The organism is Bacillus sp. PK6-025, assembly GCF_056530265.1.
Window position 1 is genome coordinate 3,875,134 of record NZ_CP096509.1, and the last position, 12,194, is coordinate 3,887,327.

The window sequence follows — 12,194 nt, forward strand, 5'->3', positions numbered from 1 at the left end:
ATGAAACTTTTGCAAAATCAAATACGTCTCCTAACTGTCTGACCAAAAACTACTACTCTATTAAAAAGGTGATTTTTTGAACTATTGGCTTTTTACACGTATTCATCAATTATCAAACCACAACCACATCCTGGACAGCGCTATGATTTTGATTACAGAAAAAGCAATTTACATGTATGCGCTCATTTTGCTTTTGATCTGGATCTTCGGAAACCGTTCTTATAAAATAAGCGTTCTTCAGGCAGGTGTGACGGGTATTCTCGGATTGGCGGCAAATTATTTGCTGTCATTGGTTTACTATGAGCCGAGACCGTTTGTCGCTCACCATGTGGACGTATTAATTCATCATGCGGCCGACGCCTCGTTTCCCAGCGATCATACAACCGGGGCGTTAGCCATTTCGATCGCTTTTTGGCTTTATCATCGGAAAATTGGAACCTGCCTGATTGCTTTCGGGTTGTTGACGGGCTTTTCCCGTATTTGGGTCGGACACCACTACCCTGTTGACGTTTTAGGCAGCATTTTGGTCGCTTTATTTGTATCACTCGTTATATTTAGATTCTCAGCGTATGTGCAGCCGCTTTTTGAACGGATCATCTCACTCTACGAATCGATCTTGCGGAAATTGCGGAAAGCCGTATCCAGAACGGCATAAGAAAACACCCGAATCTCATGATTCGGGTGTTTTTCATTTCCTTTCCTTAACCTTTTAAGGCTTCGGTTAACGGCGGAACAATTTGTTTTTTGCGGGATACAACGCCTTTCAGTGTTGCTGTGTTGTCTGACAATGTGACATTGAACGCTTTTTCCACTGCTTGTGCAGCTTGTCCTGAAGCGACGACAACCGAGTCGTTTGTTAAAATGTCGGTTACGACAAACACAAATAAATCCAATCCTTTTTCAGACACCACTTTTGCAAGTTCTGCTTCAACTTCTGCTTTGCGGGAGAGAACGTCGTTTGTATCAACAGTGTTAACTTGCGCGATCTCCACTTTATGGCTTCCCATCGTAAACTCTTTTGCGTCAAGAGAGAGAAGCTGAGGAATCGTTTTTGCGCTCAAATCTGCTCCAGCCTTTAGCATATCGAGTCCATAGCTGTCGGCATCAACGCCGGCAATCGCAGCCAATTCTTTTGCAGCTTTGACATCTTCGTCCGTGCAAGTCGGAGATTTGAATAAGAGGGAATCTGAGATGATCGCCGACAGCATCAATCCTGCGATATCTTTTTTAATTTCGACACCGTTTTCTTTATAGAGCTTGTTTAAGATCGTTGCCGTGCAGCCTACAGGCTCTGCGCGATAATACAGAGGATCGCTCGTTTCAAAATTGGCGATCCGGTGGTGATCGATGACTTCAAGCACGCGAACTTGATCAAGGTCATCGACGCTCTGCTGGCGTTCATTATGGTCAACCAGAATCACGCTGTCAGTTTCATTCGCAACAGTGTTCACAAGGCGGGGTACTTCTGCATTGAATTTCTCAAGCGCGAATTCGGTTTCGCCGTTGATTTCGCCGAGGCGGACGGGTTCTGCGTCCATGCCGAGCTCCTTTTTTAATTCGGCATATGCAATCGCTGAACAAATCGTATCCGTATCCGGATTTTTGTGGCCAAAAATAAGTACTTTACTCATGATATAACTCCTTACTGTTGTTTTTATAGTAAGCTTACCTGACAATAAAAAAATCTGCAAATCTGTCACTTATTTTAATATTTACGGAGTGTTTTGTCATTTTAAAAAATAAAAAAAGAGCCGTTCGGCTCTATTCTCCATAGTCAGGTGTATTGTGGCTTCGTTTTGGAGAGGGCTTCAAGACCGGTTTTTCTCCATATGCGACAGGGCCGCTCTCGTAGTGGAACTCCGCTCCGTCCGGCGCCTTCTCTTTCAGCCAATCAAACTGCGCGCTTTCTTCTCCATCCGAGAAATTGTATAAAGTATGCGCAATGTCTTCTTTTTCATTTTCATCCGAAACCGTGCCGGGCACGATGACGCCTTCTTTTTCTTCCAACTCTTTGATTGCGGCGATCCACTGGTTTTGGTGCATCGTGTCTCTCGCTAAAAGAAAACCGAGCATATCTTGTACACCATTGTCATCCGTCATTTCGCGCAGCCGCGCGACTTGCAGTCTGCCTTGCGATTCAGCGTTGACATTTGCGCGCAGATCGGCCAGAAGGTTACCGCTCGCTACAATATAGCCTGCATTCCACGGAACGCCGGTGCTGTTTTCAGGCATGGCTCCCAGTCCCGAAACGATCGCATGGTGAGGGTTCATTCCGCCCATAATTGCACCGATGACAGGATCGTCTGCGGCTTTTTCCTGCTCGTAAACCGGTGCGTCTTCAAGCAGGCGCGCGATCATCGTCGCAATCATTTCGACGTGTCCGATTTCTTCTGCCGCCGTATCCATGAGCAAATCTTTATACTTTTCATTTCCCCTTGTATTCCACCCTTGAAAAAGGTATTGCATGGCCACAGATATTTCTCCGTACTGACCGCCGAGTATTTCCTGCATTTTCTTGGCGAAGACAGGATCGGGTCTTTCAGGTTTTGCAGGGTACTGCAGCACTTTCGTATGCTTGAACAAATCACATCACTCCTCCGTTTTTTGTATCCTCGTTTTTGAATTAACCGTAAAGGGAAATGATAAAACCGTACAACAGGCTCGGGATGTGTTGCAGACGGGTCAACATTCGAATCGAAGGAGTGCTGTTCTATGATTAAAAATACTTCACACCGTCCTTTTCCGCCGCCTGAAGGACCGTGGGTGATGACGCAAACATGGAATCATGTATTATTTGCCCATTGGGCTGTTGATTCTGAAGCCATTCGCGGACGAATACCGGCGGCCTTGGAACTGGAGACATTCAATGGAAAAGCATGGATCGGCATTTTGCCTTTCCTGCTGACAAATATGCGCCCCCGTTTTTTGCCCCCCTTTCCTTTCGTCAGCAGATTTCCCGAGCTGAACGTCCGGACATATGTATCATATAAAGGCATACCGGGCATTTATTTTTTCAGTCTTGACGCCGCTTCGCGCTTAGCCGTCGCCGGCGCGCGCGCAATGTTCCACTTGCCTTATTTTCACGCCGGGATAAACTTTGTAAAAGAAAAAAACCATATTGAATTTTCCAGCAGAAGGGATGATTCAAAAGCGGCCTTCCGCGCCAGCTACCGCCCGCTGTCAGATTCCTTTACCGCCCAAAAAGGGTCCATCGAATACTGGCTGACTGAAAGATACCGCCTGTACACCACGTACAACAACCGGGTCTACTATGAAGACATTCATCATTCTCCATGGACGCTGCAGCGGGCCGAAGCCGAAATCCGACAAAACACGGTGCCCGGAGCAAGCGGTCTCATATTGCCTGATACCGCTCCGCTTCTCCATTACGCCAAACGGCAGCACGTCTTATTTTGGCCTTTGCAGCGGGACCGGGGATGAAAACTGTTGCACCAATAGATACATGTTTTAAAAATTACGTGCTTGAATCTTGAATCGAAATCTGTTACGATCTCAGTAAGTAATCAATCAATAACAAAATGAAGGGAGGCGGCATATCATAAGACAGAGTAAGGAAAACCGAAAGGAGCAAATACTTGAAGCTGGATTAGAAGTGTTTGCAGAAAAGGGATATTATAATACCACGACAGCACTCATTGCTGAAAAAGCCGGTATTTCCCAGCCCTATATATTTAGGTTTTATAAGACGAAGGAAGAGTTGTTCGTTGCCGCGCTCGATCGGGCCTTTGAAAGAATCCTCCAAACGTTTCAAAATGTCGAATCCAGCTCCGAACAGATCGTAGCAAACATGATCAAAGCATATGAAGAGTTGTCTGTATCACACCCTAATGAAATAGCCTTACAGGTCATCGGACTATCCGTTACGGAGGAATCGATCAGAAATTGTTCAAAAACGGGCTTATCACGTATTAGAAACTATACGCTGGAAAGGTTCCAGGAAGCGAATGTTCCGAATGCAGAGAGGGAAGTTACGACTTTCCTGGCAAGAGGGATACTTTGCAACATTTCCTATTTCTTGGATTTGCCGGAGATCATGCACGGCCAAACAGAATAAAATAACCGATTTGTTTCGGTTTTTTATTTAAGCGTTAGTTATTGATTGATTAATAACTTACCCAAGGGGGAATTTTCAATGGAAAAAGCAATTGTTTTAGGCGCAACAGGTGGAACAGGTCAAGTGATAGTTTCAGAATTGCTGTCAAGAAATATTCCGGTTATCGCTTTCGGCCGTTCTGAAAATAAACTAAAGAATCTCATAAAAGAACATCATTCAACACCGCTATTAACATATCAGCTTGGCGATGTCTTTGATGCACAGACCATCAGTGAAGCAGCAAAGGATGCAGATGTGATATTTCAATGCGCCAATGTTCAATATCATGAAATGGCGGATAAACTCCTGCTTCTCGGTGAAAGTGTAATGAAGGCTGCAAATATTTCAGGCAAGAAAATCGTGATTGTGGATGGAATATATGTTTACGGCCGACAAATTGCCAAAGGAGACGAAAATCATCCGAAACTGCCCCATACAAAAAAAGGAAAGATAAGAGTGGATTTTGAAAACTTAATATTCGATAAGAAATGGAAAAATGCCAAACCATTAATCGTCAGACTGCCCGACTATTATGGAAAAACTTCGCAAAATTCTTATTTACAGCCTACATTAACCGGAATGGCAGCAAATAAAATAGCTGTTTTTATCGGCAATCTAAAAACCCCCCGGGAGTACGTATATTTGCCTGATGCCGCAAAAATGATTGTGGAAATCGCAAGTAAAGACGATTCTTACGGTGAAAACTGGAACATTCCCGGCGCCGGACTGATTTCAGGTAAAGAAATCATAAAAATCGCACGCCAAATTACCGGAAATAATAAATTAGTAATACCATTAAATAAACTTGCCATTCGTATAAGCGGATTATTTGATCCAGTAATGAAAGAAGTAGTAGAAATCATGTACTTAACTGAAGAAACATTCATTCTCAACGGGGAAAAATATGAAAAGAGAATAGGAAAAATTCCCGCTACACCTTATCAAGAAGGGCTGAAAGAAACATTGAAATGCTTAATGAAAACTTAAGCTGAATTTTAGTTATTGATCAATCACTAAATATTGCACTATAAAAAAGGAAGAGCTGAAAATGCTCTTCCTTCAACCTGTTTAAGCCGGTTTTGAAATTTCGCTTAAAGCTTCTCCCGCTTTCTCATCCGCATGTGAGACGGAGAGATCCCCTAAAGCAACGATTCCGACAAGACGGCCATCTTCAACAATCGGCAGCCTGCGAATTTGGTGTTCCGCCATCAGATCACCAGCCTCTTCAGCAGACATATCCGGGCGCCCTGTCACCATCTGTGTGCTCATGATATCCCGAGCAGCCGCATCTGTTTCATTTTCAGCTACACATCTGATAACAATATCCCGGTCTGAAACGATCCCCGTCAATTTTCCGTTCTCGCAGACCGGAATTGAACCTACATTGTAATCACGCATCTTACCGGCAATTTCCGCAATCGGGGCAGAAGGCTCGCAGCATTCAGCATTGGTTGTCATGATGTCCTTCAGTTTCATTCGGAATTCCTCCTTTATGATGGGGTTATTATGTGCTTTTCCGATATAACACGGGCTTAAACCTATTTAAAAGAGCCCTTCCTTTTCATATATCGTTTTTTATCCCTCAATAAATCGCCGGTCCAGCCTTTCTTTTTCAAATACCAATACACAAGGGCGGTCGAAACGGCGATTAAAATAAGCGAAAATAAATAGCCGTACTTTAAAGAGAGTTCAGGCATGACTTCGAAGTTCATTCCCCACAGGGCGCCGAAAGCCGTCATCGGCGTAAAGATCGTCGTGAAAATCGTCAGCGCTTTAAAGATTTCATTGCCTCTGTGGGATGTCACCACTTCCTCGGAATGAAGCAAATAATTGATTTCATTCGCATACTCTTTGATCAATGACATGCCTCTGTCGATTTCATAAAACGTCCTGCGCTGTTCGATTTCGTCAAACGATTTGCTTAAAAAAGTTTCTTTAAGGCCCATTGCAACCTTTTTCATCGATAAAATTAAACTTCTTATGACGAGCAGTTCATGACGCCGCTTATGAATCAGTTCAATGATGCTTTTATTGTTGTCATGATGAAATCCCCACCTTACTTTTCCAAGGTGAACTTCAAAGTGCTCAAGTTCCTTCAAATACATTCTCATCAGTTCGCCCAGTAGAATCAGAAACACTTCTGGGGCGTCTTTGCATCGCTTTAAGTGTTGATCGATCGGCCTTCTGTTTGTCTCTTCAAATTGCGAGATATCTAAATTCATTGTGAAAAAATAGTCTTTCGTTAAGTAAAAATGAAATGCTGTCCGATTTTGTTGAACTTCCGCTTCCTGATCGTAAATATATGAACCGTAGATCGCTTCCTTGCCTTGAACGGCAGCATTGATATCAATGCAATTGATATTGGCCGATGGAACGCCTTGAAACCAGTTTCGGCATTCCGGCCAATGATCGGGCTGGATCAGCCCTTGTGCTGTCGCTTTTTCGTGAGGGCCGAGCTGATACCATGTCCAGCCCTCTCCCTGAAAAACTCTCATATTTCGTCTCCTCCTCTTCCGGCCCATTCGTTTTATATTTCTTTGCCCGCCCTCCGCGTAAATAAACATCATGTTTGCCGCGCTGCGGCACGTGGTATGAAGCCAGTATGAGTTTTTCATAGAAAAGGAGGTGGCGCCTTCTTTTTGAGAAGGCGGGGCATTGGAATTACTGAAGCTGATTGCAGTGGCAGGATTAATCGCATTAACGGGCTTTTTCGTCGCGGTCGAATTCGCCATCGTCAAAGTAAGGCGGACAAAGATCGACCAATTGATCATTCAGAAAAAAAAGGGCGCGCTTGCCGCAAAAGAAGTGACCTCACACCTTGACGAATACTTGTCAGCCTGCCAGCTTGGAATCACCGTGACGGCATTGGGCCTCGGCTGGCTTGGTGAACCGACGATGCAGACCTTGCTGCATCCCCTTTTTTCCAAAATCGGCTTGAACGAGTCGATGACACATATTCTTTCATTTTTGGCCGCTTTTTTATCGGTCACTTATCTCAATGTTGTGATCGGAGAGCTGGCGCCAAAAACGATCGCCATTCAAAAAGCGGAAACCGTTACTCTGCTTTTTGCACAGCCGATGATCTGGTTTTACAGAATCATGTTTCCTTTTATATGGCTGCTCAATCATTCAGCCCGCATGATCACAAGTCTGTTCGGCCTGAAGCCGACCGGTGAACACGAATTGGCGTATTCGGAGGAAGAGCTGCGAACACTTTTATCTGAAAGCTATCAAAGCGGGGAAATCAACCAGAATGAATTGAGATATGTAAACAACATTTTTAAATTCGACGAACGTACGGCAAAAGAAATTATGGTGCCCCGCAATGAAATGACCGTCCTGTCTCTTGACGACAGTGTAAAAAAAGTGAAGCAGCTCATCAAAGAAACAAAGCACACCCGCTTCCCCGTCATGGAGGAAGACAAGGATCACATCAGCGGAATGATCAATATAAAAGAACTGCTGCTGGCTGAGCTTGCAGGCGGGTTTTCTTTAGAAACAAAACCGTTAAAGCCATATATCCATCCGGTTATCCATGTGATTGAAACGATTCCCGTCTACCAGCTGTTCGTCAAAATGCAAAAAGAGCATACACATATGGCGATTCTCGTAGATGAGTATGGCGGAACATCCGGCCTTGTGACGGTTGAGGATATCGTCGAGGAAATCGTCGGCGATATTCGCGATGAATTCGATACTGAAGAAGTATCGGCTGTTCAGAAACTGGAAGATGACCATTACATCCTCAGCGGTAAAGTACTGGTCAGCGATGTAAACGACCTGCTCGGAATTCATTTATCAGATGAGGAGATTGATACAATCGGCGGCTGGATGCTGACGCAGAATATTGAGAGCAAGCCCGGAACGGCGATCGAAAGTGAAGGATTCCGTTTCAAAGTAAAAGATATGGACGGACATCGAATCGTTGCAGTTGAGGTTGAAAAAACCGATTAATCCCCCTTTCAGCCTCTCCCTGTCCGCTTTTCTTCCTAAAAACCATGTGAGGAAATCTGACATGTTCATCATGATATCTCCCTTTTGTCACTATAATGAAAGAAAAAGAGATCTGCTCTCAATCTAAATGACTACGGAGGAATGAAACATGCAGATGGGGGATACAGTATTTATGTTCTTTTGCGCTTTGCTCGTATGGCTGATGACGCCGGGCATCGCTTTATTTTACGGAGGACTTGTCAGGAGCAAAAATGTGCTCAGCACCGTTATGCACAGCTTATCTTCAATTGCCATCGTTTCCATCATATGGATTTTGTTCGGCTATTCGCTCGCTTTCGCTCCCGGAAACCCATTGATCGGGGGTTTGGATTGGATCGGACTGCAAGGTATCGGATTTGAACCCAATGCCGATTATTCGGAGACGATCCCGCATACGCTTTATATGATGTTCCAATTGACATTTGCCGTACTGACGACTGCGATTATTTCCGGAAGCTTTGCGGAGCGAATGCGCTTTCCGGCCTTTATTCTTTTTTCGGTGCTCTGGGCGGTTTTCGTTTACTCGCCGGTCGCCCACTGGGTATGGGGTGGAGGCTGGCTTGACGAGCTGGGAGCGATCGATTTTGCCGGCGGCAACGTCGTTCACATCTCTTCCGGTGTAGCCGGCCTGGTTGTTGCGATTGTTCTCGGCAAGCGGAAAAATATCAGCGATACCGCCCCTCACAACCTCCTTCTGACTTTGCTCGGGGCGACTTTGATCTGGTTCGGATGGTTCGGGTTCAACGTCGGAAGCGCCCTGACGATCGATGAAGTCGCCATGACCGCTTTTATCAACACGAATACGGCTGCGGCTGCGGGGCTGATCGGCTGGATTTTGGCAGAATGGCTGATCAATAAAAAGCCGACGATGCTCGGCGCCGTCTCGGGAGCAATCGCGGGGCTTGTCGCGATTACACCGGGCGCAGGCTTTGTTACGCCTTTCTCATCCGTATGGATCGGGCTCATCGGTGGAATCGTCTGTTTCTGGGGTGTGTTTTCGCTGAAGAAAAAATTCGGCTACGATGATGCGCTCGATGCCTTCGGACTTCACGGGCTCGGCGGAACATGGGGCGGAATTGCGACAGGCTTGTTCGCGACGACATCAGTCAACGCAGACGGAGCAAACGGGCTTTTTTACGGAGACATCAGTCTCCTTTGGAAACAGCTGATTGCGATTGCCGCAACATATTTGTTTGTCGCAATCGTCACATACGCTATTATTAAGATAGTCAGTATCTTCTTTAAACTCCGTGCCTCAGAGGATGAAGAATCATTGGGCCTCGATCTGACGCTGCACGGCGAAAAAGCGTATCAAGATTAATTTGTGGAGGAGTGATGGTATGAGCGGTCAAATGTATAAGGTGGAAATTGTAACTCGTCCTACAAACTTTGAAAAGCTGAAAACGGAGCTGGCCAAAATCGGGGTAACGTCCATTACGTTTTACAATGTACACGGATGCGGCCTGCAAAAAGGGCATACAGAGCTTTACCGCGGGGTCAAACGCGAAAGCAATGTATATGAAAGGTTAAAAGTCGAAATCGTCGTCAGCAAAGTGCCTGTCGAAAAGGTGGCCGAGACGGCGCAAAACGTCCTGAAAACCGGGGAACCCGGTGACGGCAAGATCTTCATATACGAAATTAAAAACACCATCAACATCCGCACAGGCGAGGAAGGTCCTGACGCTTTATAAAAAGATCGAAGCTCCCGGCTGAAGTTAAGCCGGGAGCTTTTCTGATGTTATAAAACGGCGTCAATCACACCGTATGCCTTCGCTTCGTCCGCATCCATAAAATAATCACGTTCCATGTCGGCTTTTAGTTTTTCAATGGGCTGGCCCGTTCGTTCGTGAAAAAAGTGCTCGATTTTTTCCCTCAGTTTGATGATCCGCTTCGCTGAAATCTCCATGTCTGTCGCCTGTCCTTTGACGCCGCCGAGCGGCTGATGGATCATGATTTCGCTGTTTTTGAGCGCATACCGTTTGCCTTTTGTTCCGCCGGCGAGAAGAATCGCTCCCATGGAAGCTGCCATTCCGACGCAGATCGTGCGGACATCCGGGTTCACATAGTCCATCGTATCCAAAATCGCATATCCCGCGGAAGTTGATCCGCCCGGGCTGTTGATATAGATCGAAATGTCTTTTTCATTGTCTTCGGCTGACAAAAACAGCAACTGGGCGGTGACCCGATTGGCGAGGTCATCGTTGAATTCAGAGCCGATCATAATGATCCGGTCTTTTAAAAGTCTGGAAAAAATATCGTACGATCTTTCACCGGCAGCCGTTTTCTCAATGACGTAAGGTATGGTGTTCATAGCCTTTTTCCTCCTAGGCAGCACACCTCATCATGCTGATGCAGGACGGCTGTGAAGCGCCGAAAAGCCATGTCTGTTTGGCAAATTCGAGCAGAGCATCGGGGTTGTGATACAATATCGCCCGAACAAGCAGGTCAATGTGTTCGTCATCCCGGTCCGCCGCTTCCCTTTGCAGAACATCCGGAGAAAGCCTTTTTAATCGCTGACGCGATCTGAATAAAAGCGATTTGACGGATGATTCGGGCTTACCGAGCGACTCGGCGATTTCGTGCAGCTGAAAGGAAAACACATCTTTGAGCAGAAAAATCGTTAATTGCTTCGGCGTTAAAATACCGGAAAGCTGTTTCAGCAGGTGCTCGAAGTCATCGGCCGCCTTCATGCGCTCTGCCCTCCCGTCTTCCAGATTGTCTTCAGACAGAAAGATTTCGCGTTTCCTTTTTCTGAGCAGGTCAATCCATTTATGCTTTGCCACCGTCTTTTGATAAGCATGTGAGGCGTCTGTTCGATTGATTTCGATTAATTTCAGGATGGTATCCTGGACTAAATCCTCGGCATCCCATTTATCACCTGTCATTCTCATGCAATACTTCATCAGCGCTTGCTGTTCTAGCTCATTCATGAATGCATTCACACTCCTTAAAAGAGGCCTCTTACTTAATAAACGGCTGGCTCTGCAAATTTGATACGGGTTTTTTATGATTGTAACAAAAAAGGCGCCTATCGTATTTGATAGGCGCTCTGAGGGAAGCGTGCCTTATGACTGGCTTGAATCGTCAGACTGGGTTCCGTCTTGATTTTCTGACCCTTCAGACGAATCTTCCCGTTTGGTTTTGTCGTCTTTTCCACCTGTTTGATCTTTCGCTTTGTCTTCTGTTTTTGACTTTTCTTCAACAGAAGGCTGAGCAGGTTCCTTCATTTCAGCCGCTTGTTCCTCCACCGCTTTTTCGATGCTGGAGACCGGCTTGTCCATGAAGTTCAACGGGTTTAGCGCAACACCGTCTTTGCGGATTTCAAAATGCACATGGTTTCCGCCTTCTTCATTGTAAAGGTTTTTGCCTGCTTTTCCGATGACTTGATTTTGTTCAATCTTGTCACCTTGTTTGACGCTTACTTCAGAAAGAGACTGATACACAGTTGATAAACCATTTTCATGTTCAACTTCAACAACGTAGCCCAGTACAGGGTCTTTTGCAGCTTTGATGACCGTACCGCTGAGAGATGCGGAAACATCGAATGTTTTTCCGTCTTTCTCAGCCAAGTCGATACCTTTGCTCATGCTGTACGTGTTATTATAGTTTACAAGTGCTGCTTCTTTCTCTTCTTTAGTTGCGTCAGTTTCAAAGAACTTTTTAACGACAGAAACATTTTCAGAATCAGCAACCGGCATTGCGACATTTTCAACTGGTTTGCCTACTTCTACCGCGTCATCCCGGTTATCATAGGCTGATTTCTTACCATCGTCAGCAAGCTGATCTTTTACATCGTTGTTAGAAGCCGATTGATACCAAAGAACGGCGGTTAATACAACGACGGCACTTGTCAAATAGATGGCCGGAAATACCCAGCGTTTGCGAAAAAACTGTTGCAGCTTTGTGATTTTGGAAGTACGATTCTTTTCTTCCTCTTTCATTACTCATCACCTCAGCAACATTCTGAACACTTTTCAGAAAATATATACATTTACAAAAAACTTTTTTTCAAGTTAGTCTGCACCGGCTGCTTCGTTTTTATGTAAAAACCGCCCTAAAACCTGAAATTTCACCAATGTGCATGATA

14 protein-coding genes are annotated in these 12,194 nt (G+C 45.3%); 7 read left to right on the forward strand and 7 right to left on the reverse strand.

All coding sequences use genetic code 11. The features are described from left to right. Nucleotides 1-76: 76 nt before the first annotated feature. Complete coding sequence (locus M1D67_RS19895; protein WP_023857126.1) at nucleotides 77-655, forward strand: undecaprenyl-diphosphatase; 579 nt, start codon at nucleotides 77-79, stop codon at nucleotides 653-655. 46 nt (nucleotides 656-701) lie between these two features. Here the strand turns inward: M1D67_RS19895 and M1D67_RS19900 are convergent, their stop codons facing one another. Both M1D67_RS19900 and M1D67_RS19905 read right to left on the reverse strand, forming a co-directional pair. Then, the gene (locus M1D67_RS19900; RefSeq protein WP_025810664.1) at nucleotides 702-1,631 is read right to left on the reverse strand and encodes a manganese-dependent inorganic pyrophosphatase; all 930 of its coding nucleotides are present in this window, start codon (nucleotides 1,629-1,631) and stop codon (nucleotides 702-704) included. Nucleotides 1,632-1,761: 130 nt separating this feature from the next. Next, the gene (locus tag M1D67_RS19905; RefSeq protein ID WP_023857124.1) at nucleotides 1,762-2,583 is read right to left on the reverse strand and encodes a manganese catalase; all 822 of its coding nucleotides are present in this window, start codon (nucleotides 2,581-2,583) and stop codon (nucleotides 1,762-1,764) included. Nucleotides 2,584-2,712: 129 nt separating this feature from the next. On the opposite strand from M1D67_RS19905, the gene M1D67_RS19910 reads away from it, so the two are divergent. The 3 genes from M1D67_RS19910 to M1D67_RS19920 all read left to right on the forward strand — a co-directional run bounded on the left by M1D67_RS19910 (nucleotide 2,713) and on the right by M1D67_RS19920 (nucleotide 5,101). Further along, nucleotides 2,713-3,441: a YqjF family protein gene (locus tag M1D67_RS19910; RefSeq protein WP_079289446.1), complete on the forward strand. Its 729-nt coding sequence runs from the start codon at nucleotides 2,713-2,715 to the stop codon at nucleotides 3,439-3,441. 118 nt (nucleotides 3,442-3,559) lie between these two features. After that, nucleotides 3,560-4,075, forward strand: coding sequence for a TetR/AcrR family transcriptional regulator (locus M1D67_RS19915; RefSeq protein WP_035400336.1), 516 nt, complete (start codon nucleotides 3,560-3,562; stop codon nucleotides 4,073-4,075). A gap of 78 nt (nucleotides 4,076-4,153) precedes the next feature. Beyond that, nucleotides 4,154-5,101 (forward strand): NAD(P)H-binding protein, encoded by a 948-nt coding sequence (locus M1D67_RS19920; protein ID WP_026580218.1) that lies wholly within the window; start codon nucleotides 4,154-4,156, stop codon nucleotides 5,099-5,101. Between the two features lie 81 nt (nucleotides 5,102-5,182). Here M1D67_RS19920 and M1D67_RS19925 read toward each other — a convergent pair whose 3' ends face one another. Then, a complete protein-coding gene (locus M1D67_RS19925; RefSeq protein ID WP_023857120.1) occupies nucleotides 5,183-5,590 on the reverse strand; it encodes a CBS domain-containing protein in 408 nt (135 codons plus the stop codon). A gap of 62 nt (nucleotides 5,591-5,652) precedes the next feature. Continuing rightward, complete coding sequence (locus tag M1D67_RS19930) at nucleotides 5,653-6,609, reverse strand: magnesium transporter CorA family protein (protein WP_145645363.1); 957 nt, start codon at nucleotides 6,607-6,609, stop codon at nucleotides 5,653-5,655. A 160-nt stretch (nucleotides 6,610-6,769) separates the two neighbouring features. Between M1D67_RS19930 and M1D67_RS19935 the strand changes: the two genes are divergently transcribed. The 3 genes from M1D67_RS19935 (at nucleotide 6,770) to M1D67_RS19945 (ending at nucleotide 9,798) form a co-directional block, all read left to right on the forward strand. Further along, nucleotides 6,770-8,068, forward strand: coding sequence for a hemolysin family protein (locus M1D67_RS19935; protein WP_023857118.1), 1,299 nt, complete (start codon nucleotides 6,770-6,772; stop codon nucleotides 8,066-8,068). 148 nt (nucleotides 8,069-8,216) lie between these two features. After that, the gene (locus tag M1D67_RS19940) at nucleotides 8,217-9,428 is read left to right on the forward strand and encodes an ammonium transporter (protein WP_023857117.1); all 1,212 of its coding nucleotides are present in this window, start codon (nucleotides 8,217-8,219) and stop codon (nucleotides 9,426-9,428) included. Nucleotides 9,429-9,447: 19 nt separating this feature from the next. Next, nucleotides 9,448-9,798, forward strand: a complete 351-nt coding sequence (locus M1D67_RS19945; RefSeq protein WP_003185936.1) for a P-II family nitrogen regulator — start codon at nucleotides 9,448-9,450, stop codon at nucleotides 9,796-9,798. A 47-nt stretch (nucleotides 9,799-9,845) separates the two neighbouring features. On the opposite strand, the gene M1D67_RS19950 is transcribed toward M1D67_RS19945, so the two are convergent. The 3 genes from M1D67_RS19950 to spoIIQ all read right to left on the reverse strand — a co-directional run bounded on the left by M1D67_RS19950 (nucleotide 9,846) and on the right by spoIIQ (nucleotide 12,048). Further along, nucleotides 9,846-10,418, reverse strand: a complete 573-nt coding sequence (locus M1D67_RS19950) for an ATP-dependent Clp protease proteolytic subunit (protein ID WP_023857115.1) — start codon at nucleotides 10,416-10,418, stop codon at nucleotides 9,846-9,848. Between the two features lie 13 nt (nucleotides 10,419-10,431). After that, nucleotides 10,432-11,037 carry an RNA polymerase sigma factor gene (locus M1D67_RS19955; protein ID WP_020453224.1) on the reverse strand — a complete coding sequence of 202 codons (606 nt, stop codon included), beginning with the start codon at nucleotides 11,035-11,037 and terminating at the stop codon, nucleotides 10,432-10,434. A 135-nt stretch (nucleotides 11,038-11,172) separates the two neighbouring features. After that, on the reverse strand, nucleotides 11,173-12,048 hold the full coding sequence (gene spoIIQ, locus M1D67_RS19960; RefSeq protein ID WP_023857113.1) for a stage II sporulation protein SpoIIQ: 876 nt from the start codon (nucleotides 12,046-12,048) through the stop codon (nucleotides 11,173-11,175). Between the last annotated feature and the right edge of the window lie 146 nt (nucleotides 12,049-12,194).